At 71.2% G+C, this 24,884-nt stretch carries 27 protein-coding genes; 9 read left to right on the forward strand and 18 right to left on the reverse strand.

Going from position 1 to position 24,884, the window contains the following annotated elements:
• Nucleotides 1–3: 3 nt before the first annotated feature.
• The 6 genes from GCE65_RS03715 to GCE65_RS03740 all read right to left on the reverse strand — a co-directional run bounded on the left by GCE65_RS03715 (nt 4) and on the right by GCE65_RS03740 (nt 5,510).
• Nucleotides 4–447, reverse strand: coding sequence for a hypothetical protein (locus GCE65_RS03715; protein ID WP_152817499.1), 444 nt, complete (start codon nt 445–447; stop codon nt 4–6).
• Nucleotides 448–591: 144 nt separating this feature from the next.
• Nucleotides 592–1,131 (reverse strand): GNAT family N-acetyltransferase, encoded by a 540-nt coding sequence (locus GCE65_RS03720; protein ID WP_152817500.1) that lies wholly within the window; start codon nt 1,129–1,131, stop codon nt 592–594.
• 18 nt (nt 1,132–1,149) lie between these two features.
• Nucleotides 1,150–1,818, reverse strand: coding sequence for a response regulator transcription factor (locus GCE65_RS03725; protein WP_152817501.1), 669 nt, complete (start codon nt 1,816–1,818; stop codon nt 1,150–1,152).
• Entirely contained in the window at nt 1,793–3,733 is a 1,941-nt protein-coding gene (locus tag GCE65_RS03730) for a sensor histidine kinase (protein ID WP_228760180.1), read from the reverse strand. Before GCE65_RS03730 ends, GCE65_RS03725 begins: the two co-directional genes overlap by 26 nt.
• The gene (locus GCE65_RS03735) at nt 3,676–4,545 is read right to left on the reverse strand and encodes an ABC transporter permease subunit (protein ID WP_153877430.1); all 870 of its coding nucleotides are present in this window, start codon (nt 4,543–4,545) and stop codon (nt 3,676–3,678) included. The genes GCE65_RS03730 and GCE65_RS03735 overlap by 58 nt, the downstream gene beginning before the upstream one ends.
• Complete coding sequence (locus GCE65_RS03740; RefSeq protein WP_153877431.1) at nt 4,542–5,510, reverse strand: ABC transporter ATP-binding protein; 969 nt, start codon at nt 5,508–5,510, stop codon at nt 4,542–4,544. The genes GCE65_RS03735 and GCE65_RS03740 overlap by 4 nt, the downstream gene beginning before the upstream one ends.
• 205 nt (nt 5,511–5,715) lie before the next feature.
• Between GCE65_RS03740 and GCE65_RS03745 the strand changes: the two genes are divergently transcribed.
• Nucleotides 5,716–6,588 (forward strand): Bax inhibitor-1/YccA family protein, encoded by an 873-nt coding sequence (locus tag GCE65_RS03745; protein WP_227992872.1) that lies wholly within the window; start codon nt 5,716–5,718, stop codon nt 6,586–6,588.
• A gap of 156 nt (nt 6,589–6,744) precedes the next feature.
• Nucleotides 6,745–7,158, forward strand: coding sequence for an FKBP-type peptidyl-prolyl cis-trans isomerase (locus GCE65_RS03750; RefSeq protein WP_153877432.1), 414 nt, complete (start codon nt 6,745–6,747; stop codon nt 7,156–7,158).
• A 30-nt stretch (nt 7,159–7,188) separates the two neighbouring features.
• On the opposite strand, the gene msrA is transcribed toward GCE65_RS03750, so the two are convergent.
• Nucleotides 7,189–7,893 (reverse strand): peptide-methionine (S)-S-oxide reductase MsrA, encoded by a 705-nt coding sequence (gene msrA / locus GCE65_RS03755; protein WP_152817506.1) that lies wholly within the window; start codon nt 7,891–7,893, stop codon nt 7,189–7,191.
• A gap of 127 nt (nt 7,894–8,020) precedes the next feature.
• Here msrA and GCE65_RS03760 point away from each other — a divergent pair, with 127 nt between their 5' ends.
• A complete protein-coding gene (locus tag GCE65_RS03760) occupies nt 8,021–9,301 on the forward strand; it encodes an AI-2E family transporter (RefSeq protein ID WP_153877433.1) in 1,281 nt (426 codons plus the stop codon).
• A 117-nt stretch (nt 9,302–9,418) separates the two neighbouring features.
• Here GCE65_RS03760 and greA read toward each other — a convergent pair whose 3' ends face one another.
• Nucleotides 9,419–9,904: a transcription elongation factor GreA gene (gene greA / locus GCE65_RS03765; RefSeq protein ID WP_152817508.1), complete on the reverse strand. Its 486-nt coding sequence runs from the start codon at nt 9,902–9,904 to the stop codon at nt 9,419–9,421.
• Nucleotides 9,905–10,162: 258 nt separating this feature from the next.
• Complete coding sequence (locus GCE65_RS03770) at nt 10,163–10,570, reverse strand: DUF4307 domain-containing protein (RefSeq protein ID WP_194164880.1); 408 nt, start codon at nt 10,568–10,570, stop codon at nt 10,163–10,165.
• Nucleotides 10,571–10,670: 100 nt separating this feature from the next.
• Here GCE65_RS03770 and mca point away from each other — a divergent pair, with 100 nt between their 5' ends.
• Both mca and GCE65_RS03780 read left to right on the forward strand, forming a co-directional pair.
• Nucleotides 10,671–11,552, forward strand: a complete 882-nt coding sequence (gene mca / locus GCE65_RS03775; RefSeq protein ID WP_228760101.1) for a mycothiol conjugate amidase Mca — start codon at nt 10,671–10,673, stop codon at nt 11,550–11,552.
• The gene (locus GCE65_RS03780; RefSeq protein ID WP_152817511.1) at nt 11,549–11,824 is read left to right on the forward strand and encodes a hypothetical protein; all 276 of its coding nucleotides are present in this window, start codon (nt 11,549–11,551) and stop codon (nt 11,822–11,824) included. The genes mca and GCE65_RS03780 overlap by 4 nt, the downstream gene beginning before the upstream one ends.
• 13 nt (nt 11,825–11,837) lie before the next feature.
• Here the strand turns inward: GCE65_RS03780 and GCE65_RS03785 are convergent, their stop codons facing one another.
• Nucleotides 11,838–13,184 (reverse strand): PhoH family protein, encoded by a 1,347-nt coding sequence (locus tag GCE65_RS03785; protein ID WP_152817512.1) that lies wholly within the window; start codon nt 13,182–13,184, stop codon nt 11,838–11,840.
• A gap of 75 nt (nt 13,185–13,259) precedes the next feature.
• Entirely contained in the window at nt 13,260–14,021 is a 762-nt protein-coding gene (locus GCE65_RS03790; RefSeq protein ID WP_305071547.1) for an isoprenyl transferase, read from the reverse strand.
• Between the two features lie 209 nt (nt 14,022–14,230).
• On the opposite strand from GCE65_RS03790, the gene GCE65_RS03795 reads away from it, so the two are divergent.
• Nucleotides 14,231–15,052, forward strand: coding sequence for a hemolysin III family protein (locus GCE65_RS03795; protein ID WP_228760102.1), 822 nt, complete (start codon nt 14,231–14,233; stop codon nt 15,050–15,052).
• Between the two features lie 19 nt (nt 15,053–15,071).
• Here GCE65_RS03795 and GCE65_RS03800 read toward each other — a convergent pair whose 3' ends face one another.
• The 6 genes from GCE65_RS03800 to rmuC all read right to left on the reverse strand — a co-directional run bounded on the left by GCE65_RS03800 (nt 15,072) and on the right by rmuC (nt 21,255).
• A complete protein-coding gene (locus tag GCE65_RS03800; RefSeq protein WP_153877434.1) occupies nt 15,072–16,382 on the reverse strand; it encodes an FAD-binding oxidoreductase in 1,311 nt (436 codons plus the stop codon).
• A 111-nt stretch (nt 16,383–16,493) separates the two neighbouring features.
• Nucleotides 16,494–17,180 (reverse strand): carbonic anhydrase, encoded by a 687-nt coding sequence (locus tag GCE65_RS03805; RefSeq protein WP_152817515.1) that lies wholly within the window; start codon nt 17,178–17,180, stop codon nt 16,494–16,496.
• Between the two features lie 52 nt (nt 17,181–17,232).
• Entirely contained in the window at nt 17,233–18,156 is a 924-nt protein-coding gene (locus GCE65_RS03810) for a carbohydrate kinase (protein WP_152817516.1), read from the reverse strand.
• On the reverse strand, nt 18,153–18,422 hold the full coding sequence (locus tag GCE65_RS03815; protein ID WP_152817517.1) for an exodeoxyribonuclease VII small subunit: 270 nt from the start codon (nt 18,420–18,422) through the stop codon (nt 18,153–18,155). The genes GCE65_RS03810 and GCE65_RS03815 overlap by 4 nt, the downstream gene beginning before the upstream one ends.
• A complete protein-coding gene (xseA, locus tag GCE65_RS03820; protein WP_153877435.1) occupies nt 18,419–19,768 on the reverse strand; it encodes an exodeoxyribonuclease VII large subunit in 1,350 nt (449 codons plus the stop codon). The genes GCE65_RS03815 and xseA overlap by 4 nt, the downstream gene beginning before the upstream one ends.
• 107 nt (nt 19,769–19,875) lie before the next feature.
• Nucleotides 19,876–21,255, reverse strand: coding sequence for a DNA recombination protein RmuC (gene rmuC / locus GCE65_RS03825; protein WP_228760181.1), 1,380 nt, complete (start codon nt 21,253–21,255; stop codon nt 19,876–19,878).
• A gap of 199 nt (nt 21,256–21,454) precedes the next feature.
• Here rmuC and GCE65_RS03830 point away from each other — a divergent pair, with 199 nt between their 5' ends.
• Together GCE65_RS03830 and ychF are read left to right on the forward strand one after the other, a co-directional pair.
• Complete coding sequence (locus tag GCE65_RS03830) at nt 21,455–21,994, forward strand: DUF1877 domain-containing protein (protein ID WP_153877437.1); 540 nt, start codon at nt 21,455–21,457, stop codon at nt 21,992–21,994.
• A 319-nt stretch (nt 21,995–22,313) separates the two neighbouring features.
• On the forward strand, nt 22,314–23,390 hold the full coding sequence (gene ychF, locus GCE65_RS03835) for a redox-regulated ATPase YchF (RefSeq protein WP_153877438.1): 1,077 nt from the start codon (nt 22,314–22,316) through the stop codon (nt 23,388–23,390).
• Nucleotides 23,391–23,474: 84 nt separating this feature from the next.
• Here ychF and GCE65_RS03840 read toward each other — a convergent pair whose 3' ends face one another.
• Complete coding sequence (locus GCE65_RS03840) at nt 23,475–24,332, reverse strand: alpha/beta fold hydrolase (protein ID WP_153877439.1); 858 nt, start codon at nt 24,330–24,332, stop codon at nt 23,475–23,477.
• A 55-nt stretch (nt 24,333–24,387) separates the two neighbouring features.
• Between GCE65_RS03840 and GCE65_RS03845 the strand changes: the two genes are divergently transcribed.
• On the forward strand, nt 24,388–24,777 hold the full coding sequence (locus GCE65_RS03845; protein WP_194928820.1) for a MerR family transcriptional regulator: 390 nt from the start codon (nt 24,388–24,390) through the stop codon (nt 24,775–24,777).
• Nucleotides 24,778–24,884: the final 107 nt, after the last annotated feature.

Below are 24,884 nucleotides of genomic sequence, written 5' to 3' on the forward strand. Positions count from 1 at the left end.
CGGCTACGGGAAGAGCATGGCGAAACAGGCGCGGCTGGCGAGCGTCAGCAGCGCGCCGCCGCACGCCCACAACGGCAGCGTGGGCCGGCGGGCGATGAGGCCGACGAGGCAGACGATCGCGCCCGCCGCCGCCGTGAGCAGCGTGGCGATCAGCCACCACGCGTACGGCGGGACCAGGCAGACGTCCCGGACTCCGCAGAACGGCACGCCGATCGTCGCGAGCAGGCCGATCCCGCCGACGATCACGAGCCAGCCGAGGCTCACGGCCAGCACGACGCCCCCGAGCACCCGCCCACCGAGGGCCCGGCCGCCGGTCGCGGTGGGTCGCTGCGGCGGCGGCAGCTCCGCGGCGGGTATCGGTGGCGCCGGCCCCGGGTTCGGCACGCCCCCGAGCGGCAGCGGGCCGCGCCGATGCGGATCGGGGGGACGGGGAACGGAACCGGTCATGGAACCGAGTCGACCAGAACGCGGGCGCGCGTGCAGCCGCGTGGGCACGTCCTGTGGACGGCGCTGCATCCCCGCCCACCTGTGGACGGGCCGCGCGCTCGGCCGGCCCCGGGAAGAGCCGATGCTGCCCGGGAGCGACGCGGATCAGGCGAGCGCGTCCCCCAACAGGTCGAGCACGAGCACGTGGCCGCCGTCCTCGTCGCGCACCTGGGTGAATCCGGCCGCGTCGTAGAACTCCCGCGACGGGTGCCCCGCGGCCACGAAGGCCGCGATCCGGGTGATCCCTGCATCGCGCGCGCGGCCGATGAGGGTGTGCACGAGCCCCATCTCGATGCCCCGGCCGCGGTGGGCGGGGATCACCCCCAGGCTCAGTTCGGGAACGGTCGTGGCGATGAAGGCCTGCCCGGGCGACTGCGCGGTGAAGCGGCGCAGCCACGCGGCCCCGACCGGGATCTGCAGGCCGTTCGGGCCGCCGGTGTCGACGGCGACGACGCCCAGGTCACCCTCCCGCTGCCAGCCGGCGACATACTGCGACAGCACGCGATCGCGCAGGAGCTGCCGGCGGCTGATCGGCTCGGGCAGGCCCCAGTTCACCTCTTCGAGGAGCATGTCGATCAGGAACTCGGCATCCTCGGCCGCGGTGTCGCGTACGCCCACGGGTCCGTGGCGGACGTCCTCGGTCATGCTGTCTTCGGTCTCCGTTCAGGCAGGGTGCACGATTCCGTTCTCATAGGCAAAAATGACAGCCTGAACCCGATCGCGCAAACCAAGTTTCGAGAGCACTTTACCCACATGGGTCTTCACAGTCGCCTCGGAGACGTACAAATCCGCGGCGATCTCGGCATTCGACCGACCCCGGGAGAGCGCCAGGAGCACCTCGTGCTCACGTTCGGTGAGATCGCCCACACACCCGGCGTCGACTGCTCCAGCGGCCTCCGGCTCCGGGAGCCGGGCCGCGAACAGCTCGAGCAGACGCCGGGTGATCCGCCCCGAGACGACCGCATCGCCCGCATGCACCGTGTGGATCGCGTTGACCAGGTCCACGGGAGGGGTGTCCTTGAGCAGGAACCCGCTGGCGCCGGCGCGCAGCCCCGCGAAGGCGTACTCGTCGAGGTCGAAGGTCGTGAGGATGAGTACCCGGGTCGCGGGCCGGCTCGCGGCGATCCGGGCGGTGGCCTCGATCCCGTTCGTGCCGGGCATGCGCACGTCCATGAGCACGACATCCGGTCGCAGCGCCTCGGCCATGCCGACCGCGGACGCGCCGTCCGCGGCCTCGCCGACGACCACGAGGTCCTCCTCGGCCTCGAGCACCATCCGAAAGCCCATCCGCAGCAGGGCCTGGTCATCAGCCAGCAGTACCGTGATCGGCATATTCCTCCTCGTAACCCAGGTCGAGCGTAGCGTGCACCCGCCAGCCGCCGCGGTGCGGGCCCGCGCTCACGGTCCCGCCGTAGGCGGCCACGCGCTCGCGCATCCCGATGAGCCCTCGTCCGGCACCCAGCCCGGCACCGATCGAGGACGACGCGGCGTGCCCCGGCAGCGCGGCCTCGCCTCGGGCGAGGCGCGGCACGGAGGCGTCGGGGGCGTTGATCACGATCACCTCGACACCGTCGCGTCCGACCGCGGTGCGCACGGTCACGCTGATCTGGGAGGTGTGCGGCGCGTAGCGCAGGACATTGGTCAGGGCCTCCTGCACGATCCGGTACAGGGTCAAATGCAGGGCGGCGTCCGCGGGCAAGGAGGCGCCGGCCATCGTGTAGGCGACCGGTAGTCCGGCTGCGCGGAAACGACCGACGAGTTGCTCGAGATCCAATTCCTGCGGCTGCGGTTCCAGGTCGGGCACCGTGCCGTCCTGGCGGAGTACCCCGAGCACCCGACGCATGTCGTTCAGGGCGCCGCGCCCCACCCCGGAGAGTTCGTCGAGGGCGTGAGCGGCCCGATCCGGCTGCGAGGCGACCAGGGCCCGGGCGCCGTCGGACAGCGCGATCATCACCTGCACGGAATGGGCCACCACGTCGTGCATCTCGCGGGCGATCCGGGCGCGTTCGGCCACGACGGCCAGCTGGTCCAGCTGCTCTCGTTCGAGGGCGAGCTGATTGGCCCGGTCGAGGAGTCGCTGCAGGTGATCTCGGCGATTGCGCACCGTGGTTCCGATGGCGATCGCCGCGAACGTCACGATCGCCATCCCGATGCCGGTGCCGATACGCATGTCGAACTCGAGGCCGGTGTCGGCGCCCGTGGTGACCATCTCGTCGAGGCGCGGGTTCCCCCATGCCCACAGGCCCGCGATGGCGAGCACGTTCGCCGCCGCGACGGCGGACCAGGCGACGACGGGCGCGCTCGTGGTCGTCACCGCGTAGATCGCGATGGCCACGGCGAGCTCGAGACCGGCCGTGGTGCCGGTCATGGCCGTGGCGGCGAGGGTCGCCACGATCGTGAGCGCGAAGGCCACGAGCGGGGCGCCGCGACGGAGGAAGAGCGCGATCGACACGGCCGCCATGAGCCACCACAGCCGGTCCCCGTCGGGCATGAGCGGGGTACCCGAGCCGGCGCCGACCTGGAAGCACAGCACCACCAGGAGATCGAGCATCCGGGGGCGGTGATGGAAGAGTCTGCGGACCGGCCCGCGTCGGTGGGCATGGGCCTCGACGAAGGCGGCGACGGTCTCGGCCTGATCCCGGGTCGTCGCGGCGGCGACCGCGATCAGGGTGCTCAGCAGCACGGCCGCGCTGCTGAGCACGCGCAGATCCGGTTCGAACGGGTGGTCGGCGAGAGCCGGCGTCGCACCCCAGGCGAGGATGGCACCCGAGGTGAGCAGGTTGACCGCAACGAGGGCCTGATCGGCTCGCGCGGCGGTGCTCGTGCGGGTCAGGGCGAACACGGCGAAGCCGAGTGCGACCTCGTAGCCGTCCGTGCGCCCGGTCACGGCGGCGGAGACCGACGTCAGCGTGAGGATCCCGGCGAGGGTCAGTGCGGGCGGGGCGGCCGCGGCGCCGAATCGGCGCGCGAGGCCGGTCGGCGCCGGCCACCGGTACCGGCCCGTGAGCAGGACGCCGGTCAGGGCCACCCCGCACCAGAAGAGCGGTGACTCGACCGGCCCGAGCGCCGTGCTCAGCAGCGTCGAGGCGATGAACGTCGCAACGACGAGGACGTCCGCGAGCGCCGGGTGCCGGGCGAGGAGCCGGCCCCAGGCGTTCGTGCCCGCGGGCCGGCTCCTCTCGGTGTGGATCAGGCGTCCCGGCGCCGCAGCGTCATCGCCCCGGCCGCCATCAGCACCACGACCCATGCGCACAGCACCCCGAATCCTTGCCACGGCCCGAGCGTGGCGTCCATGAGGCCACCGGTGAAGAGCCGCTCGCCCGCCGCCGCCGGCAGGAACTGGGCCGCGGTCTGAACCCAGTCGAAGGGGATCATGCTGACGATCGGCAGCACGAGGATGATCCCCAGGACCGCGGCGATGCTGCCGGGCGTGCTGCGCAGGAGCGTGCCGATGGCCAGCGCGAAGAGCGTGATCGCGGTGAGGTACAGCGGGACTCCGACGAGCGAGCGCAGCGCCCCGTCCGCGGAGAGGCTGGGTGCCAGGTCCACGGGGGCCAGGATCGCCGTCACGACGCCGAAACACGCGGCGACGGCCACGACTGAGGTGACGAAGGCGGTCAGAGCGACGACGATCATCTTCGCGAGGAGCACCTGGCCGCGTCGGGGGACCGCGGCGAACGTCGAGCGGATCCGGCCGGTGGAGAACTCACCGGTCATCGCGAGCGCGCCGAGCACGGCGATGACGATCTGCGCGACGCCGTAGGAGAACGTGACCGACATGATGCCCACGTCGAGTCCGGCCATGGCCGGGTCGCCCGTCATCTGCACCGAGGCGTCCGTGCCCGCGCCGGCACCGGCGGCCATGCGCATTCCGGCCGCCATCATCGCGGAGAAGCCGACCATGGTCACGAGCGTGACCACGAGCATCCAGCCGGTCGAGCGCACGGCGAAGAACTTGATCCATTCCGAACGCAGCGTGCCCACGAAGGAGAGCCGGACGCCGGCGAGCGGGGAGGAGTGGCGGGTGGGGGATGCGGCCTGAGCCGTGTGGGCGGTCATGAGCGTGCCTCCTGCGTGCCGCTGTGGCTCACCCGTCCCGTCGGTGACCCGGCGCCCGCCTGGGCGTCGGATCGGTACTCGACGGAGTCGGCGGTGAGTGACATGAAGGCCTCCTCGAGGGAGGCGGACTGGGTGGTGAGCTGGTGCAGCACGACCCCGTGGGCGGCGGCGATCTCGCCGATGTGGGCGGCCTCGAGGCCGCTGACGGTCAGGCGGGAGGGGCCGGTCGAGGTGACGGTCGAGGTGTCCGACTGGAGGAGTCGGGCGAGGTCGCCGGCCTGCGGCGTCTCGACCGCGACGCTCGATCCGGTGCTGCTGGCGATGACGTCCTGGACCGTGCCGGAGGTGAGGATGCGCCCGCGGCCGATGACGATGAGATCGTCGGCGGTGATCGCCATCTCGCTCATGAGGTGGGAGGAGAGGAACACGGTGCGGCCCTCGGAGGCGAGGTAGCGCACCATCGTGCGCACCCACTTGACGCCCTCGGGGTCGAGCCCGTTGACCGGTTCGTCGAGGATGAGGGTGTGGGGATCGCCGAGCAGCGCCGCCGCGATGCCGAGGCGCTGCCCCATGCCGAGCGAGAATCCGCCCACGCGCTTGCCGGCGACGCCGGCCAGGCCGGTCATGTCGATCACCTCGTCGACTCGGCGCCGCGGGATCCGGTGTGTGGCGGCGAGCCCGCGCAGGTGGTTGCGGGCCGTGGCGCCGGGGTGGATCGCCTTGGCCTCGAGGAGGGCCCCGACCTCGGTCAGCGGGGAGCGCAGCCGCGCATACGGCTGCCCGGCCACGGTGACGGTGCCCGCCGTGGGCCGGTCGAGTCCGACGATCATGCGCATCGTGGTGGACTTGCCGGCGCCGTTCGGGCCGAGGAACCCGGTCACCCGACCGGATCGGACCGTGAACGAGATGTCGTCGACGGCGAGCTTGGCCCCGTAGCGTTTCGTCAGCGCATGGGCTTCGATCATCGGTGGTGCCCCTTCCTGGATGTCATGACGCCACACTATTGTCCCCCGATGACACCGGCGCCGGTCCGGCGGATGATTCCGCCGGCGGCCCTCCCCTCGGGTGGGGGAGGGGGAGTCATCCGTTCGGATGAGATCGGATCCGCGCGCGGTGTGCCCACGGCGAACACGCTCGATTATCTGTGACTTCCCAGGTTTCGGACATAAGATGGCCCCGGCACACGACCAGGAGGAGACCTCGATGGCCAACCCCTATTTCACGTCCAACGCGAACTTCGGCAAGTCCACCCCGAACTACCCGATCGGGGAGTCGCCGTACGCCCAACAGCAGGTCGGCACCATCGGCCAGGACCAGCAGTTCGGCCAGGTCCAGCAGTCGTTCTACGGCCCGGCCGCGACCGCGCGCCAGACCGGCCGGATGACCATCGACGACGTGATCGTCAAGTCCGCGCTCGTGATCGGCACCGTGGTGCTCGCGGCGATCGCCTCGTGGCAGCTCGTGCCGGCGTCCATGGCGATGCCCGTGCTGTGGGGTGGCCTCATCCTCGGGCTCGTGCTCGGCCTGGTCAACGCCTTCAAGAAGGAGCCCTCACCGGCGCTCATCATGGGCTACGCGGTGGCGGAGGGGGTGTTCCTCGGTCTCATCTCGCGGGTCTACGCCGCGAACTGGGAGGGCATCGTGATGCAGGCGATCATCGCCACGTTCATCACGTTCGCCGTCTGCTTCGTGCTCTTCAAGACCCGGATCGTCAAGGTCACCGGCAAGTTCGCCAAGATCGCCGTCTACGCCACCATCGCGTACGCCGCCTTCTGCATGATCAACCTCGGCGTCATGGTCTTCGCCCCCGGCGCGTTCGGCCCGTGGGGGCTGCGCAGCGGCCTCATGGGGCTGCTCATCGGTGCGATCGCCGTGGTGCTCGCGTCGATGAACCTCATCATGGACTTCGACCAGATCGAGCGCGGCGTGCGCAACGGGGTCGACCGCAAGTACGCCTGGTCCGCGGCGTTCGGCCTGACCGTCACCCTCGTCTGGCTCTACCTCGAGTTCCTGCGGCTGCTCGCGATCCTCAACCGCAACTGACGCGCCCGAGGCTCCTCCCGACACAGGCTGACGCGGTGGGGCTCAAGCCCGCGCGTCTTCGGCCGGCGCCGTTCCCGAACGGCGCCGGTCGTCCCATGTCCCGGGCCGCTCTCCTCTAGAGTGTGCTCGAGTAGCGCCCCGACCCGGAGGATGACCATGAGCGAGTCCACGCCCACCCTGCCCAGCGCCACCGGCGACTTCGGCGACAAGCCCGAACTGACCTTCCCCGCAGCCGCGCCGCCCGAGGAGCTCGTGGTCGAGGTGCTCACCGCCGGCTCCGGCCTCACGGTCGAGTCGGGCCAGACCATCGAGGTGAACTACTTCGGCCAGATCTGGGGCGGGCGGGTCTTCGACAACTCCTACGACCGGGGCTCCTCGATCGAGTTCCCGATCGGCATGGGCGTCGTCATCCACGGGTGGGACGCCGGCCTCGTGGGCCGCGCGATCGGCTCGCGGCTGCTGCTGAGCATCCCGCCGCACGACGGCTACGGTCCCGGCGGCGCGCCGCGGGCCGGCATCGGCGGCGACGACACCCTCGTGTTCGTCGTCGACATCCTCGGCTCCCACTGAGCCGAGGCGCGCCGAGGTGCGCCGGACCCCCTACGCGCCCGCGGGCGGGCGCACGTCGCGCTGGGCCGGCAGCTCGTCCTGGCGCAGGATCCCGACCGGGCAGGTCATGCCGTTCGGACCGTGGTTGCAGTAGCCGTTCGGGTTCTTCTCCAGGTACTGCTGGTGATACCCCTCGGCCGGATAGAACGGGCCCGCGTCCGCGGCCGGGCGCAACTCCGTGGTGATGTCGGGGTGGCCGTGCTCGCGCACCACGGCGTTGAACGCCTCGCGGCTCGCGCGCACGAGTTCCTCGTCTCCCGCCCCACTCCAGTAGATCGCCGATCGGTACTGCGTGCCCCGGTCGTTGCCCTGCCGGAATCCCTGCGTGGGGTCGTGGTTCTCCCAGAACTCCCGCAGGATCCGTTCGAGGCCCACCCGCGCCGGATCGTAGGCGACGAGCACCGCCTCGGTGTGCCCGGTGCGGCCGGTGCAGACCTCCTCGTAGGTCGGGTTCGGCGTGTGCCCGCCCGCATAGCCGACCGCCGTTCCCACGACGCCGTCCAGGCGCCAGAAGATGCGCTCGGCTCCCCAGAAGCAGCCCATGGCGAGCACGACGGTCCGCGTGCCCTCCGGCCACGGGCCGAGCAGCGGCGTCCCCAGGACGATATTTGCCCGTGGCACGGGGAACGCGGCCTCCGCGCGCCCCGGGAGGGCGTCCGAAGGACTGACGAGTCGGGTGGCGCGGGTGGCGAACATGGCATTCCTCCGTGGGTCGGTCATCGGTCACAACAGGACGGCACCCGGGTTTCTTCCCGCGCCACGCCCGCCGCGCCCCGCCGCTCCATAGCGCGGATCGGCGTCGAACCCACATAGACTCACCGCTATGACCTCGCCCCCCGACGGGAACCCCCAGCGGGCCGATGACGATCTCACGGCCCGGAGCAGGACAGTGACCACGCGGATCGAGCCCGAGCCCGAGGACCCGGTGGGGGAGGTGCCGCCGGAGTCGCTCGTCACCGACGTCGAGCTGCGCCCGGATCCGCCGCGGGCCGCCGGGCCGGTGCCTCGGGCCGTGCGGGCGAGCGCGTCCTGGTCGTGGCGGTTCATCGTGATCGTCGCGGCCGCGGCGCTGCTGGTGTACTTCGCGGTCCAGCTCAAGACCGTCGTGGTGCCCGTCATGGTCGCGGCGCTGGTCGCGGCCCTGCTGCTGCCGGTCGTGCGCTTCCTCTCCGACCGGCTCCGCTTCCCCCAGGCCCTCGCCTCGCTCACGGCGATGGTCGCGGCCCTCGCCGTCGCCGGCGGCCTGATCACGCTGGCCGGGGCGTCGATCGCCACCGGCATGGGGCAACTGGGGGCGAAGGCCTTCGACGGCTTCCACGAGGCCCTGCGGTGGCTGAGCGAGGGGCCGCTCGGCCTCGACGAGGACCAGATCAACGCCTGGGTCGACCAGCTGGGCAGTCAGCTGAGCAGCAACGCCGACAAGATCCTCTCCGGCGCGCTGTCGGTCACGAGCTCGGTCGGACACGTGGCGGCGGGCGCGCTCATCGCGCTGTTCTGCCTGTTCTTCTTCCTCAAGGACGGGCGCGGGATCTGGATGTGGGTCGTCGGCCTGTTCCCGCGGAACGCGCGCGAGCGTGTGGACGGCGCCGCGTTGCGTTCCTGGGGCAGCCTCGCCTCGTACACCCGCACCCAGATCATGGTCGCCTTCGTGGACGCGCTCGGCATCGGGATCGGGGCGGCGATCCTCGGGGTACCGCTCGCCCTGCCGCTCGCGGTGCTCGTCTTCCTCGGCTCGTTCATCCCGATCGTCGGTGCGATCCTCACCGGCGCGATCGCCGTGCTCGTGGCGCTCGTCGACCAGGGATTCGGCACCGCCCTCGTCATGCTCGCGATCGTGCTCGGGGTGCAGCAGGCCGAGTCGAACCTGCTGCAGCCGATGCTCATGAGCCGGGCCCTGAGCCTTCACCCGGTCGGGGTGCTGCTCGCGGTCGCCACGGGCACCCTCGTCGGCGGGATCGTCGGCGCGCTCTTCGCGGTCCCGATCGTCGCCGTCGTCAACACGGCCCTCAACTACCTCCACGGCCGCGATCCGCTGCCGCCCTCGCGGCGGGAGGTCGTCGCGGAGATGACCCGGCGATGGCGGGTCACGCGCGGGAGCGCCTGAGCCGGGTCCACCGGGTTCGCCCGGCCGAACGACGACGGCCCCCCGGCGATCGCCGGGGGGCCGTCGCGCCGCAGTGCCGCCGTCTCGGGCGGCCGGCGTGCTCAGCTCGGAGCAGGGTCACTCACGGAACGGCTTGACCTTCCCGATCTCGACCGTCATCGACCGGCCGGTCGGGGTCTGGTACACGACCGTGTCGCCGGTGGCCCGGCCCACGATCGCCTTGCCCAGGGGGGAGGAGGCGGAGTAGACGTCCAGGTCGGTCGTGTCGCCGGCGACCTCGCGGGAACCGAGCAGGAAAGTCATCTTCTCGCCCCCGACGGTCGCGTGCACGACCATGCCGGACTCGACGATGCCGTCGTCCGGGGGAGCCTCGCCGACCTCGGCGTGGCGCAGGATCTGCTCCAGCTGCCGGATGCGCGCCTCCTGGCGGCCCTGTTCCTCGCGGGCGGCGTGGTATCCGCCGTTCTCCTTGAGGTCGCCTTCCTCGCGGGCGGCCTCGATCTTGTCGGCGATCTCCGTCCGACCGTCGCCCGTGAGGTGGTCGTATTCGCCCTTGAGCCGGTCGAAGGCCTCCTGGGTGAGCCAGGTGGTGGATTCGGACATGACGCCTCCTTCATCTATCGCTTGGTTCCCGGCTGCGCGTGCAGCCATGGACACGCGGGAGCGTCTCACCGCTCCCGGCTGCCGCCGCTGCATCCCCTGCGCCGGGGCGGTGGGGGTAAATTCCAAGAATAGCAACGATGCCGTGCGGATGCGTAGTGGCCGGCGCCGCGCGCGTGTGTGCAGCGGGCGGGAGTGCCCGGCTTCGTCTCGCCGATGGGGCGACCGGCAAGGTGACGGGGGAGTCGCCCGGGGCGGGGATCAGTCGATCAGCTCGCACGAGCTGATGATCGCGGTCGTGGCCGGCTCGCTCGTGCGGACCTCCCGGTGCAGGGTCACGAGGTCCTCCTGCGCCGGGCCGACCTCGACCTGGAGCACCCCGACCTGCGCGAATCCGGTGTTGAGCGCCTCGACCGTGCAGCGCGCGCTGCGGTCGGCGGGCTTGATCACGTTGAAGGTCACGCTCGTGAGCGCGGGATCGGACACGTCGAAGCCCACGAGCTGATTGTGCACGGTCGGCCGGAACGCACCCCACATGATCCAGGCCATGACGAGCGCGCCGACGATACCGGCCGCCCAGGCGATCCGAACCGTGGTCCGATGCGTCTGCCTGGGGGCTCCGTAGCGATCCTGGAGCGCGGGGGCGGAATGGTCGGCGGGGGTGGGCACCGGCGGATCCTTCGGGGAGGGGTCGATGGAACAATGAGTGGGATGATCGAGGCTCGAATGTCGACGTACCCTAGTGTCCCACCTTTTCTCTGGAGGCCCTGTGGCTGAAGCGGCACTGCGCATGATGGCAGTACACGCCCACCCTGACGACGAAGCGAGCAAGGGGGCGGCCACGATGGCCCGCTACGCCCGCGAGGGGATCGCGGTCCGGGTGGTCACGTGCACGGGCGGCGAGCGCGGCGACATCCTCAACCCGCGCCTGGTCGACGACGGGAACGTGCTGGCGAATCTCACCCGCATCCGCCGCGAGGAGATGGCCACCGCCGCCGCGGCCCTCGGGGTGAGTCACCGCTGGCTCGGCTTCGTGGACTCCGGGCTGCCCGAGGGCGACCCGCTGCCGCCCCTGCCGCCGGAGAGCTTCGCGCTCGTGCCGCTCGCGGAGGCGACGGAGCGACTCGTGGCGGAGATCCGCGCCTTCCGCCCGCAGGTGCTCCTCACCTACAACGAGCACGGCGGCTACCCCCACCCGGATCACATCCGCTGCCACGAGGTCTCGGTCGCGGCCGTGCGGGCCGCCGCCGATCCCGAGGAGTTCCCCGACGCCGGGGAGGCCTGGCAGGTGAGCAAGGTGTACTACGACAACGGGTTCTCGGCGGAACGGATCCGCGCGATCCACGACGCCCTGTCCGATCGGGGGCTCTCCTCCCCGTTCGAGGACTGGCTGCAGCGCCGCGATTCGCTGCCTCGCCGGGAGGTGACCACCCGGGTCGCGTGCGCCGACTTCTTCGGCCAGCGTGACGATGCCCTGCGCGCCCACGCCACCCAGATCGACCCCGAGGGCTTCTTCTTCGCCGTGCCGCGGGACATCGAGCGGGAGGTCTGGCCGTTCGAGGAGTGGGAGCTGGCCCACTCGACCGTGCCCGTGACCCTGCCCGAGGACGACCTGTTCGCCGGCCTTCGCGCTGCGGAGTCCGACCGATGACCGGCGCGGAGACGGCGATCGAGGTCTCGCCCGGCATCGGCGCGTTCATCGCCTTCATGGTGCTCGCGGTCGCCTTCGTCTTCCTCATGCTCAGCATGAATCGGCACATGCGCAAGATCCAGCTGCGCAAGGCCGAGGACGAGGCGCGGGCAGAGCTCGCGCGCGAAGGTGAGGGCGGGGACGACGTCCCACCGGTCGATCCGGACGGCTCGCCCGCGGGCGGTGACGGGCCGCGCGCGACGGGCCCGACGGCGACCGGGCCGAAGGACTAGCGCTCAGGCCCGGTCAGAGGTCGCCGTCCTCGAGCAGGTCGGTCACGAGCGCCGCGATCTCCGAGCGTTCCGAGCGGGTGAGGGTCACGTGCGCGAAGAGCGGGTGACCCTTGAGCTTCTCGATCACCACGGCGACGCCGTCGTGGCGGCCCACGCGCAGGTTGTCGCGCTGGCCCACGTCGTGGGTGAGGACGACCCGTGAGTTCTTGCCGATGCGGGAGAGCACGGTGAGCAGCACGTTGCGCTCGAGCGACTGGGCCTCGTCGACGATCACGAACGCGTCGTGGAGCGAGCGGCCGCGGATGTGGGAGAGCGGGAGGACCTCGAGCATCCCCCGGTCGATCACCTCGTCGACGACGTTCTGGGAGACGATCGACCCGAGCGTGTCGAAGACCGCCTGCGCCCACGGGTTCATCTTCTCCTCCTCGGCGCCCGGGAGGTAGCCGAGTTCCTGGCCGCCCACGGGATACAGGGGCCGGAAGACCATGATCCTGCGGTGCCGGTTGTGCTCGAGCACCGCCTCGAGGCCCGCGGTGAGCGCGAGCGCCGACTTGCCCGTGCCCGCCCGCCCGCCGAGGGAGACGATGCCGATGGTCTCGTCGAGGAGCAGATCGATGGCGACCCGCTGTTCGGCGCTGCGGCCGTGCAGCCCGAAGATCTCCCGGTCGCCCCGCACGAGCCGGAGCCGGCCGTCCGTGCCCACCCGCGCGAGCGCGCCTCCCCGCGCGGACTGGAGCACGACCCCGGTGTGGCACGGCATCGGGTCGGGCAGTTCCGCGCCGGCGTCGGGGGCGAAATCGCGTGCGGCCCCGAGCGTCTCCGCCAGGTCGAGCCCGCCGTCCTCCCAGAGCCGGGCCTGCTGCTCGGCCGTCACGGTCAGGGCGATCATGCCCGTCCAGCCGGAATCGACGGCCAGCTCGGCGCGATACTCCTCGGCGTCGATCCCCGCGATGGCGGCCTTGATGCGCATCGGCAGGTCCTTGGACACGAGCACGACGTGAGCGCCGCCTCTGCGCAGGTTCGCGGCGACCGCGAGGATGCGGGTGTCGTTGTCGTCGAGGCGCAGCCCGTCGGGCAGCACGCCGGCGCCGGAGTGGTTGAGTTCGACCCGGAGCGTGGCGCCGCCCGCGAGCGGCACGGGCTCGTCGAGGCGCCCGTGCCGCAGCCGCAGCTCCTCCAGGTGCCGCAACGCGGCCCGGGCGAAGTAGCCGAGCTCGGGATGGTGCCGCTTGCCCTCGAGCTCGGTCACGACCACGACCGGCACCACCACGTGATGCTCGGCGAAGCGGAAGAGCGCCCGTGGATCCGAGAGCAGGACCGAGGTGTCGAGCACGAAGGTGCTGCGGGGTATCGCCGTCATCGTCGCCTCCCAGCCGGTACGGCCAATGTACGCGGGAACCGGGTCGGGCCACGGGCGCTTTCGCCCCGGCGCGGCCTACTGGCCCAGGCGGCGTTCCCGCTCGGAGAAGGAGCGCAGTGCCCGGAGGAAGTCGACGCGCCGGAAGTCCGGCCAGAACGCCTCGGCGAAGTGGAACTCGCTGTGCGCGCTCTGCCACAGCAGGAAGCCCCCGAGCCGCTGCTCCCCGGACGTGCGGATGAGCAGGTCCGGATCGGGCTGGCCCTTCGTGTACAGGTGGCGGGCGACGTTCTCCACGGTGATCGCCTCGATCAACTCCTCGGTGCCCGCGCCGTCGGCGATGCTCTCGGCCACGAGCTCGCGCACGGCCCCGACGATCTCGTGACGGCCGCCGTAGCCGACGGCGATGTTGATGTGCACGCCGTCGATGTCGCGCGTCAGGTCCTCCGCAGCGCGCAGGCGCTCGGCGGTCTCGGGCGGGAGCAGGTCGAGTTCACCGACCATCTGCAGGCGCCACCGGCGGGTGCGGGCGAGCGCGCTCACGACCGAGGCGATGATCTCGAGCAGATCCTGCACCTCCTGCTCGTCGCGGTCGAGGTTGTCGGTCGAGAGCATCCACAACGTGACGACGTTGATGCCCAGTTCCTCGCACCAGCGCACCAGGTCGGCGATCCGGTCCGCTCCCGCCTGGTGCCCCTGGACGATCTCGAGCCCGGCCATCCGCGCCCAGCGCCGGTTGCCGTCGAGGATCACGCCGACGTGCTGGGGCAGTGGGCGTCCCTCGAGCTTGGCCGCGAGGCGGCGCTCGTACAGGCGGTAGAGAGGGCTGAATCGTCGCACGCGCCTCGGGGTCCCTTCTCGCTCACGGCAGGGCGCCGGGCTGCGTCGTTCGCGGACCGGCATCGGGCCGCGCCGCGGGCGCAACCGACGATCCACGGTACCGCGCAGGACCGGGAGATCGTGTGAAAATGAACCTACGCTCTCGTAAGTTACGGTCCCGTAGGTTACTGTGGGCCAGGACGTCGCCCGGCCACTCGAGAGGCACCCTCATGACCCCAGCCCACCCCGAACGCGACCGCCCCGGCGGCACGCATCCAGTCGGTGCCGCCGGTGTCGTCCGTGCTGCCGGTGCCGCCGGTGCGCGCGCTGCAGGCGGTGCGAGCGCCGGTGCTCGTGGGGATATCGGGGATATCAGGGATACCAGTGATATCGGGGATGCCCGGGATACCAGGGATGCCGCGGAGAGCAAGCCGAAGCTGCGTGGCTGGATCCACGCGGTCATCGCTCCCCTTGCGTTCGCCTTCGCCGTCGTCCTCGTCGCCCTCGCCCCGGCGGGCGCCCCCCGGCTCACCGCGGCGGTCTTCGGGTCCGCGACCGTGCTGCTGTTCGGCACGAGCGCGATCTACCACCGTGGCACGTGGTCACCGCACGTCCAGGCGATCCTGCGCCGCCTCGACCACGCGAACATCTTCCTCGTCATCGCGGGCACCTACACCCCGCTGGCGGTGCTGCTCCTGCCGGGCGGCGTCGCCAGGACCCTCCTGCTCATCGTGTGGATCGGGGCGGTGCTCGGCATCGCCATGCGGGTGTTCTGGCTCGGCGCGCCCCGGTGGCTCTACGTGCCGATCTATCTGGCGCTCGGCTGGGTGGCGGTCGGATTCATCCCCTCGTTCTGGAGCAGCGGCGGGGCCGCCGTGGCGTGGCTCGTCATGGCCGGCGGCCTCGGCTACACCGCCGGGGCGCTCGTGTACGGGCTCAAGCGGCCCGATCCGAGCCCGCGCTGGTTCGGGTTCCACGAGATCTTCCACTCCGGCACGGTGATCGGCTACGGCTGCCACGCGATCGCGATCGCCCTCGTCGTCCTCGGGTGAGTGGGCCGGCAAGACCGGGTCAACGGAGGGGATCGAACGGACGCAGCAGGTCGGGCAGGCGGCGGGTGCGGACGTAGGCGGCGATGAGCGCACCCGTGATCGGCCCCTGGGTCATGCCCCACATGCCGTGCCCCGTGGCGGCGATGACGCGGGGGGAGCGCGTCGGCCCGACGAGGGGCAGCCCGTCGGTCGTGCACGGCCGCGAGCCGACCCATTCGTGCCGCCGGTCGGTGAAGTCCGCGCCGGCGAGCAACGGCTCGGTCGCGGAGACGATCGCGTCGATCCGGCGCGGATCGAGCGGATCGCCCGGGCGGCGGAACTCCATCATCCCGGCGATCCGGTACCGGTCTCCCAGGGGCGTGCAGGCGACCCGTGCGGCGTGGAAGTACAGCGGCATCGTCGGCATCGGGTCGACCGGCACGGTGAAGGAGTAGCCGCGGCCCGCCTGGACGAGGCGGCGCACCCCGTGCGGGCGCAGCAGGGCTCCCGAATGCACCCCGGCGGCGACGACGGCGAGATCCGCGCGGTGGCTCTCGCCCGCGCGGGCCCGGCGCCGGCCGCCCGCCGGTGTCGGGTGCCAGCGCACGTCGACGCCCCTGGTCGGGGTGCCGCCGTCGAGGGCCGAGACCGTTGCCCCCGTGCGCACCTCGACTCCCGCGCGCACACACGCCTCGCCGAGCGCCGCCAGGTAGTTCGGGGGGTGGAGGAACCGGGTGCCGTGGAGGATCACGGCGGTGGCGATCCTCGGCGAGAGGGCCGGTGCCAGCTCCCGGGCCGCCCGGCCGGAGATGGTCTCCACCTCCACGGCCAGGCCCATCGAACGGATCTGGGCGAACTCGGCGAGCAGGTCGCGCTCCTGACCGGCGCGCGCGAACGCGGCGATGAACGGATCGCCCGCCCGGGTCGGCTCGGCCACGCCGAGAGTCGCGAGCTCGGCGTAGGCGTCGAGGGCCCGCTCGTTCACCGGCATGAGCGCCGCCATCCCGCGGCGCCATCGGGACGGCGTGCAGTGGCGCAGGAAGCCGGTGAGGAAGCGGACGAGCCGCGGATCGGCCCGCAGCGGCACGTACAGCGGCGCGGACGGGGAGACCAGGGCGCGGACGCCGCCGGCGAGGACCGACGGCTCCGGCAGCGGGGTGGCGATATCGGGCGTGAGCCAGCCCGCGTTTCCCCATGACGAGCCCGCCGCGACGCCGTCGGCCTCGAGCACGGTCACCTCGAGGCCGAGTCGGCGCAGGTGCAGCGCGGTGCAGAGCCCGACGATCCCGGCTCCGATGACGATCGCGCTCCGCGCGGGCGGTAGGGGAGGAACGGATCGAGGGGTCGCCATGCGGCCATTGTGCTCCCGGGCCGCGGCCCGGGAGCCCGCCTCGGCGTGACGCTCACGGGTCGGGCGATTCCGTCTCGGACCGTGGACGTCGCCCGCCGGCGCCGGCCGAAATCAGCCGATGTCGCCGAGCGCCTCGACCAGCTCCACCCTGCCTTCGGAGAGTGAGTACTTCGCCCCCACGATCGCGCACGTGCCGGACTCGACGGCCCGGGCCAGGATCTGGGAGTAGGCACCGAGCATGTGCACGGTCTCGCGGACGTGCTCGCGGACCATCTCGGCGGGATCGGGAAGAACGAGCTCGAAGCCGTCGGCGGGGGAGGGCGCCTCCGTCCCGCCGACCGCGTGGCTCGGGGCCCGGGTCACGATCGAGGGCGTGACCCGGTCGACGATGGCCCGCACCATCCCGTTCGGGGTGTTCCCGGACAGGAGTGCCTCCCGGGCCGCGCCGACGGCGCCGCAGTTCTCGTGTCCGAGCACCACGACGAGCGGCGTGTCGAGCAGGTCCACGCCGAACTCGACCGAGCCGATGACGGTCGTGTCGAGCACGTGCCCGGCGTTGCGGACCACGAACAGGTCGCCCAGGCCCTGATCGAAGATGAGCTCCGATGCCACGCGCGAGTCCGAGCAGCCGAGCAGCACCGCGAACGGGTGCTGGGCCTTCGAGACCTCGTTGCGCCGGGCCATGTTCTGGCCGGGATGGCGCATCTCGCCGGCGACGAAGCGCCGGTTCCCCTCGACGAGCGCGGCCCAGGCCTGCGCGGGGGTCTGCGGGGAGGTGGTCGTGGTGGAATCGCTCATGTGGAGGTCTTCTTCCGGTATCGGTGCGTGAGTGCGGCCGGATACGACCGGCTCAGGCGGGGTTTCCAGTGAGTTCGGCGCGGGTGGGTGGGTTCGCCCCGGCCCGCGAGACCGTGATGGCCGCGGCGGAGACGCACCAGGCCATCGCCGCTTCGAGGGTAGCGCCCGAGATCGAGTGCAGGCGCTCACGGTTGGCGGCGCCGAGGAGGTCCTCCCGCCAGAGCGCATCGATCAGGGCGCTCATGAAGGAGTCGCCGGCGCCGACCGTGTCGACCACGTCGACCGTGGGGGCCGGGACCTCCACCTCGATGCCGGCGGAGGTCGCCGCGAACGCGCCGGCACCGCCGCGGGTGAGGACGACGAGGGCGCGACCCTCACGTGCCCAGCGGCGCACGACGTCCTCCTCCACGGTGTCGGGGTAGAGCCAGCGCACGTCCTCGTCCGAGACCTTGACCACGTCGGCGGCGGCGACGAGCGGCTCGATGCGCGCCCTCGCCTGCTCGGGAGTGCCCATGAGGGTCGGGCGGGAGTTCGGGTCGTACGTGATGGTGGAGTACTCCCGTGCGGCCACGACGATCTCGGCGATCGCGTCGGCCCCGGGCACGGTCGTGGCCGCGATCGAGCCGGTGTGGACCACGGCGACGTCGGAGTCGAGGTGGACCTCGGGCACCTGGAACTCGATGTCGAATTCGTATTGGGCCGAGCCGTCCGCTCCGATGCGGGCGATCGACGTGGGGGTGCGCAGCGCCCCGTTGTGGCCGTGCACGAGGCGCACCCCGGCGACGGTCAGGTGGGTGCGGATGACCGCCCCCCGGGGATCCTGGCCGATCCACGTGGCCAACTCCACCTCTCGGCCGAGCCGGGCGAGCCCGTAGGCCACGTTCGCGGGCGAGCCGCCGGGGTGCTCCTGCGGGGTCTGCCCGGGGCGTTCGACCACGTCGACGAGCGCCTCGCCGATGATCAGCGCGTATTTCATGACTGTTCTTCCTTCTCTGCGGCCGAGGGATCGGCGGCCGATGTGTCTGCTCCGGACTCGGCGGCCTCGAGCGGGCCGGCGGCGGCTGCGAGGCGGCCACGGGCGTCCTCGAGCCAACTTTGGCAGAGATCGGCGAGCGCTTCACCCCGCTCCCACAGGCTGAGCGATTCCTCGAGGGTGGGCGAGCCGCTCTCCAGCCTGGACACGACCTCGATGAGGGCGTCGCGGGCCTCTTCGTAGCTCAGGTTCGTCTCGGGCTCGGTCATTCCTCTTCCGTTTCGCTCGTGGGTCGGGGCGTGTGGACGGCGGCCGGTCGCCGTGGCGGGGTCGGCTCGGGCGCCGCCGAGGGGCGGGCCGGCGCGGCGCCGTCGACGATGAGATCGAGACGTCCGCGGGCGAGCCGGGCATGGACGCTCGCGCCGGTCGCGACCTGCGCCGGGTCGCGGATGACCTCGCCCGCGTGAGTGTGCAGCACCGCGTATCCGCGGGCGAGCGTGGACTGGGGCGACAGGGCCCGGAGCGTGGCCACGGTGCCGTCGAGCTGGTGGGAGGCGGACTCCAGCCGGTGCTCGAGCCGCCCGCGCAGTCGCCGGCGCAGGTCGGCGACCGCGTCGGCGTGGCGGTCCACGACGACGGTCGGCGTCGTGAGCACCGGCCGGCTCCGCAGCGAGGTGAGGAGCGATTGTTCGCGCTCGATCCGCGCCCGCACGAGCGCGGACATCCGGGTCCGGGCCGCGGCGATGTGGGCGCGTTCCCCGGCGACGTCGGGCACGACCCGTTTCGCCGCGGCCGTCGGGGTGGAGGCCCGCACGTCGGCCACCAGGTCGAGCAGGGGCGCGTCCGTCTCGTGCCCGATCGCCGAGACGATCGGGGTGTGGGCGGCGGCCGCGGCCCGCACGAGGGTCTCGTTGGAGAAGGGCAGGAGGTCCTCCACGGATCCTCCGCCGCGCGTGACGATGATGACGTCGACCCGGGGGTCGGCGTCGAGCTCGGCGATCGCCGCCACCACCTGCGGCACGCAGTTGCCGCCCTGGACCGCGACCTCCCGGATCTCGAAGAGCACCTCGGGCCAGCGCGCCCGCGCGTTGACCAGCACGTCGTCCTGGGCCTTCGCGGCCCGGCCGCATACGAGCCCGACCCGTGCGGGCAGGAACGGCAGCGGCCGCTTGCGCTCGGCGGCGAAGAGGCCCTCGGCGGCGAGGACCGATCGCAGCTGTTCGATGCGAGCGAGCAGCTCGCCGAGCCCGACGGCACGGATCGACCGGGCCGCGAGGGAGAGCGAGCCGCGCTTCGCCCACAGTTCGGGCTTGGCCTGGACGACGACGTGGTCGCCCTCGCCCGGGGGCGCCGGCATGGCGAGCAGCGTGCGCTTGGGGATCGTGACCGACAGTGACATGTCCACGTCGGTGTCGCGCAACGTGAGGAAGGCGAGCGAGGAGGCGTTGCGGGCGTTGAGCTGGACGACCTGGCCCTCGACCCACACGGGACTCATCCGGGAGATGTACTCGGACATCTTGAGGCTGAGCAGGCGCACGGGCCACGGAGACTCCGCGCTCGTGCTCGCGGCCGTGGCGGGCCGCTCCCGGGGCGTCGGGGGCTGGGGGTCGGACATGGCACTAGCCTGCCGCATCCCGGGGACATCCCCGCGACATCGCCGCGATCCGGCCCCGCGATCTCGATCGCCGTGGTGGCTGCGGGTGCGGTCCCGGGCACGCGGGATCACGGGGTGTGGACGTCCTCCTTGTAGGCGGTCACGGCGAGGACCCCGAGCTGATCGGGTACGTCGAGGTTCGGCTCGAGTCCCTGGAGCTCGGAGAATCGGCGCAATTGCGGCACGAGCCGGCTGTCGATCGAGGAGTTGAGCCGATTGAAGGCCTCGACCGAGGAGTTGAGGCGATTGCCGAGGTCGCGCAGGTGCGAGCCCATGACCCCGAGGCGCTTGTGCAGCTCTCGCCCGACCGTGAAGATCTGCTGGGCGTCGGCAGCGAGGCGATCCTGGCGCCATGTGAACGCGATTGTGCGGAGCAGAGCCACGAGCGTCGCCGGGGTGGCCATGACGACGTTGTTCTCGAACGCGTACTCGAGGAGGGCCGGGTCCGTGTCGAGGGCGGCGTTGAGGAAGGTCTCCGCCGGCACGAACATGACCACGAACTCGGGGGTGACCTCGAGCCGCTCCCAGTAGGCCTTGCCCGCGAGGGAGTCGATGTGGGTGCGCATGTGCCGGGCATGGGCGGCGAGCCGCTTCGTGCGCACGCCCTCGTCGGAGGCCTCCATCGCCTCGAGGAAGCCGCTGAACGCGACCTTCGAGTCGATGACCACCTGCTTCTCGCCGGGCAGGTGCACCACGAGGTCGGGGCGCACGGCGCCGTCGTGGCTCGCATCCGCCGCATACGTGGGCTGCTCGGAGAAGTCGACGTGGTTGAGCATGCCCGCGGCCTCGACCACTCGGCGCAGCTGCATCTCGCCCCAGCGACCCCGGACCTGCGGGGCACGCAGCGCGGTGACGAGGTCGGAGGTCTCCGCGCGCAGCTTCTCCGAGGACGCCTGCATCGCCTTGACCTGCTCCGCCAGGGCCCCGTGGGCCTGCGACCGGGCGCGCTCGGCCGTGGTCATCTCGGACTTCACCTCCCCGAGCGCCTTGGACAGGGGCTCGACGAGCGCCTGCACCGCCTGCTCCCGCTTCGCCAGTTCGGCCTCGCTCGCCTGCCCCGCACGCTTGAATCGCTCCTCCGCCTGAGCGAGGAAGGACTCGCTGTTCGACGCCAGCGCCTTCGCCGACAGCGCCGCGAACTCACTGCTGAGCCGGTGCTGGTCGTCCCGGAGTTCGTCGAGCCGCGCCGCGGCCCGGGCCCGCTCGTCGGCCACCTGGATCGCTGCCTGCCGCCGGGCGTCGTCCAGGCGTTGCTCGTACTGGTAGCTCAATTCCGCCAGCCGGGCCTCATGGTGGCGGTCCGCGGCGCCGAGGCGATCGAGCAGCGCCGTGTTCTCCGCGGTCAGCCGGGCCGCCCGGCCACCACCACGGGCGCGGGCGAGCAGCCAGCCGAGCGCCGCGCCGAGGGTGACCCCGATGAGCAACATGATCACGTGCATCGCATCCATGGTCACCAGCCAAGCATCGGGTGCCGACATCGGCGGGGAGGCACGGGGAGCCGGAGCCGGGCAGAGGTGCGACGGCGGATCGCCCGGGCGGGGGCGCGCCGCGGACGAGCGCCTGTGGACGAGCGGATCCGCCGGCCGGGTTATCCCCAGATCCGGTCGTGGGCGTCGACTGGAGCCGGATTCACGCCACCGTCGGTGCATGGGTATTCGTTATTACGCTTACGCCTTCGAGGCGGAACACACCGAGCAGGCCCTGGCCGACCCCCACCGATTCCTCTCGGCCGACCCGCTGGCGGACGCCTGGGGGATGGAGCCGGGAGCAAGGATCGGTCACCCCACGTTCGTGCAGGCGGTGGCCGAGCGGGACATGCTCTACCTCGACAAGGCCTGGTGGCATCTCCAGCGACTCAGCGCACCCGATCGCGTGTGGGGCACCGCCCGGCCGGCTTTTCGAATGTTCGAGGGAGAGGTGACGGAGCATGATCTCGGCTGGACTCCCTGGATGCGGACACTCACCCCAGACGAGATGCCGGCGATCAGCCTCGACCTGGAGGCACTCGCCTGTGCTCCAAGGGTCCTCGTGGCCGACATCGCGGAGGAGTGGGTGTGGCGCATGGGTGCCAGTGAGCGCGACAGCGATGCCGAGGTCGCGTACGTGATGCAGTTTCTGACGCGTGCGCACACGTTCGTCAGCGGACTGGCGCAGGAGGGTCGCGGCATGGTCTACATGATCGGATGACCGAGGCTCAGGGGGTCGCCCGGCCGGCTCCGACCGCTGGAGGCGACCGCGATCGTGGGCGAACCGCCGACGTCCATCAGCCCCGCGTGCTCGGGCGCAGCCGGCCGGGTGATCGGACGCAGCCGGCTGGGATGTCCCGGCCGTGTCACCGACAGCGGGCCCGGGCCGCACTGCTCGGCCGGTTGTGCGATCACCGCCGGATGTCCTCCGGTGTGCGGTGTGCCGTGGACGACCACGAGGACCGGTGCGGTCGTGACGGGAGGCGAGCTGCGTCGTCCATACGCGGACGGTCCGGGGCGAGCCGATAGACTCTCCTCCCGTGGCTCTGACTATCGGTATCGCAGGACTTCCCAACGTGGGCAAGTCGACCCTGTTCAACGCACTCACGCGGGCCACGGTGCTCGCCGCGAACTACCCGTTCGCGACGATCGAGCCGAACGTGGGCGTCGTTCCGCTGCCGGACGAGCGGCTCGCGGAGCTGGCGACGGTGTTCGGCAGCGAGAAGATCCTCCCGGCGACGGTGAGCTTCGTGGACATCGCGGGAATCGTGCGCGGCGCCTCCGAGGGGGAGGGGCTCGGGAATCAGTTCCTCGCCAACATCCGCGAGGCCGACGCGATCTGCCTCGTGACCCGGGCGTTCTCGGATCCGGACGTCGTGCACGTCGACGGCGAGGTGGATCCGAAGTCGGACATCGACACGATCCTGACCGAGCTCGCGCTCGCCGATCTGCAGACGATCGAGAAGGCGATTCCGCGGCTCGAGAAGGAGGTCCGCGGCAAGAAGGTCGAGCCGGGCGTGCTCGAGACGGCCCGCGAGATCCAGGGAGCGCTCGAGGCCGGCACGCCGATCAGCTCGGTGCCGGGACTGGACGAGGAGGCCGTGCGCTCGTTCGGGCTCATGACCGCCAAGCCGATGATCTACGTGTTCAACACCGACGACGACGGGCTCGCCGACGCGGAGATGCAGGGCCGGCTGCGGGCCATGGTCGCCCCGGCCGACGCGATCTTCCTCGACGCGAAGTTCGAGGCGGAACTCGTGGAGCTGTCAGAGGAGGAGGCGGTCGAGATGCTCGCCGAGTCGGGACAGACCGAGTCCGGGCTGAGTCAGCTCGCGCACGTCGGATTCGACACCCTCGGACTGCAGACCTATCTCACCGCCGGGCCGAAGGAGGCCCGTGCCTGGACGATCGGCAAGGGGTGGAAGGCGCCGCAGGCCGCCGGGGTGATTCACACCGACTTCGAGCGTGGTTTCATCAAGGCCGAGATCGTCTCCTTCGACGACCTCATGGCGGCCGGGTCGATGGCCGAGGCGAAGGCGCGCGGGCAGGTGCGCATGGAGGGCAAGGAGTACGTGATGGTGGACGGGGACGTGGTCGAGTTTCGCTTTAACGTGTGAGCAGCAGCTCGGCCTGTCCGCTCTTCTCTGAGAGCATTTGCTGATGGTGGTGCAGCTCTCACTCGTTGAGCTGTTGAGAATCATTCATCGTCGTGAAGCGCCCTCGAGCCAGCGCAGAAGGTCCATGCCGAGTGCATCGGTAGCTTCGACGGGTACCAGATGCCCGGTGGCCGAGAACCGGACTACATCAACAGGTGCGGGGATTGCGGCTGCGAGTTCGTATGCCTGATCGATGGGAATCCAGGGGTCCGAATCGCCCCACCCGATCTGTGTAGGGCAGCGTACATCCGCGAGGCGATCGACGATCGGACGTGTCTCTCTCGGGCTCAGCTGGGCAATCTGGCGGTAGAACGCGCGCTGGCCAGCTGGTGTGCGCCAGGGGCGGGCGAGTTCGTCGACCCACGCGCTGTCGAGACTGCGGCCGGCCGCCCCCGCGATGTATTCGCGGATGAGCGCCGTGTGAAGTTCTGGCGGCAGTGCGGCGAAGGCTTCTTCGTGTTCGGTCACGAGTCGGAAGAAGGGCGAGCCCCATGGGTCAAGCGTGACGATGTCGACGAGATATAGGGACGCGAAGGCGCAGCCCTCGAGCAGGTGTGCGCCGAGCGCAACCGCACCGCCGATGTCGTGAGCCACGACGTTCGGTCGGTCGAGTTGCCAGTGATCGATCACGGCAGCGAGCCGCTTGCGCTGCTGAACGAGATCCACCGCTAGGTTGTCGTCAGAGATCGATTTGCCATAACCGGGCATGTCCCAGAGGAAGACTCGGTGCTGGTCGGAGAGTATCCGCGCCACGGGCACCCACATCGCCGCAGACCAGGGCGTCCCGTGACAGATCACGACGTTGCTCGCGGAACTCTGGCCGTCGGGGTCGAGACGGTAGGTGGCGATCTCGACTCCGTCGACGTCGATGCGGGTGGGGCTTGGGAGGGCGGGCACAGTCACGGACCTCACGGTAGAACTTCAGGTTGACCTGAAGTCAATGTGCGACTATGGCCGCGTGCGAATCGGTGAGGCAGCGGCAAGGCTCGGTGTTGCGACACATGTGTTGCGACATTGGGAAGATGAGCGGGTCGTCATTCCGCAGCGGACCTCGTCGGGACACCGCGACTACGCGGAGGAGCACCTTCGGCGTCTGCATATCGTCCAGTCCTGTCAGCGAGTGGGGCTGAGCCTGCCGGAGATCCGCCAGATTCTTCATCGCGACGAACCGGAGCGCGTTGCCGTGATCGACCGAAGGGTGCGGGAGATACGGCGGCTGCGCGAGGAGTTGGACACAGCCGAAAGATTCCTCAGTCACGTCCTCGAATGTCGTCACGACTTCATCACGCGATGCGCTGAGTGCTCGGCGTATGCGGAGCCGGGTGACGAGGCCGGTTCGCACGGTTGAATGGTCTCGGGGCGTGCTGCCCCTGCGAGAGGTTGGTCCGTGCCGGAACTCGGTGGAGTTTAGATTTTCGAACTGACATCTGCGAGCCGGATGGCGCGCGCGAGCGC

The organism is Pseudactinotalea sp. HY158, assembly GCF_009660225.1.
Lineage (GTDB): Bacteria > Actinomycetota > Actinomycetes > Actinomycetales > Beutenbergiaceae > HY158.

Coding starts and splice junctions, on each gene's coding strand:
- GCE65_RS03715 (WP_152817499.1), bottom strand. CDS start 447: ATGACCGGTTCCGTTCCCCGTCCCCCCGATCCGCATCGGCGCGGCCCG.
- GCE65_RS03720 (WP_152817500.1), bottom strand. CDS start 1,131: ATGACCGAGGACGTCCGCCACGGACCCGTGGGCGTACGCGACACCGCG.
- GCE65_RS03725 (WP_152817501.1), bottom strand. CDS start 1,818: ATGCCGATCACGGTACTGCTGGCTGATGACCAGGCCCTGCTGCGGATG.
- GCE65_RS03730 (WP_228760180.1), bottom strand. CDS start 3,733: ATGGGTCGTGGTGCTGATGGCGGCCGGGGCGATGACGCTGCGGCGCCG.
- GCE65_RS03735 (WP_153877430.1), bottom strand. CDS start 4,545: ATGACCGCCCACACGGCTCAGGCCGCATCCCCCACCCGCCACTCCTCC.
- GCE65_RS03740 (WP_153877431.1), bottom strand. CDS start 5,510: ATGATCGAAGCCCATGCGCTGACGAAACGCTACGGGGCCAAGCTCGCC.
- GCE65_RS03745 (WP_227992872.1), top strand. CDS start 5,716: ATGGCCCCGGCACACGACCAGGAGGAGACCTCGATGGCCAACCCCTAT.
- GCE65_RS03750 (WP_153877432.1), top strand. CDS start 6,745: ATGAGCGAGTCCACGCCCACCCTGCCCAGCGCCACCGGCGACTTCGGC.
- msrA (WP_152817506.1), bottom strand. CDS start 7,893: ATGTTCGCCACCCGCGCCACCCGACTCGTCAGTCCTTCGGACGCCCTC.
- GCE65_RS03760 (WP_153877433.1), top strand. CDS start 8,021: ATGACCTCGCCCCCCGACGGGAACCCCCAGCGGGCCGATGACGATCTC.
- greA (WP_152817508.1), bottom strand. CDS start 9,904: ATGTCCGAATCCACCACCTGGCTCACCCAGGAGGCCTTCGACCGGCTC.
- GCE65_RS03780 (WP_152817511.1), top strand. CDS start 11,549: ATGACCGGCGCGGAGACGGCGATCGAGGTCTCGCCCGGCATCGGCGCG.
- GCE65_RS03785 (WP_152817512.1), bottom strand. CDS start 13,184: ATGACGGCGATACCCCGCAGCACCTTCGTGCTCGACACCTCGGTCCTG.
- GCE65_RS03795 (WP_228760102.1), top strand. CDS start 14,231: ATGACCCCAGCCCACCCCGAACGCGACCGCCCCGGCGGCACGCATCCA.
- GCE65_RS03800 (WP_153877434.1), bottom strand. CDS start 16,382: ATGGCGACCCCTCGATCCGTTCCTCCCCTACCGCCCGCGCGGAGCGCG.
- GCE65_RS03805 (WP_152817515.1), bottom strand. CDS start 17,180: ATGAGCGATTCCACCACGACCACCTCCCCGCAGACCCCCGCGCAGGCC.
- GCE65_RS03810 (WP_152817516.1), bottom strand. CDS start 18,156: ATGAAATACGCGCTGATCATCGGCGAGGCGCTCGTCGACGTGGTCGAA.
- GCE65_RS03815 (WP_152817517.1), bottom strand. CDS start 18,422: ATGACCGAGCCCGAGACGAACCTGAGCTACGAAGAGGCCCGCGACGCC.
- xseA (WP_153877435.1), bottom strand. CDS start 19,768: ATGTCCGACCCCCAGCCCCCGACGCCCCGGGAGCGGCCCGCCACGGCC.
- rmuC (WP_228760181.1), bottom strand. CDS start 21,255: ATGGATGCGATGCACGTGATCATGTTGCTCATCGGGGTCACCCTCGGC.
- GCE65_RS03830 (WP_153877437.1), top strand. CDS start 21,455: ATGGGTATTCGTTATTACGCTTACGCCTTCGAGGCGGAACACACCGAG.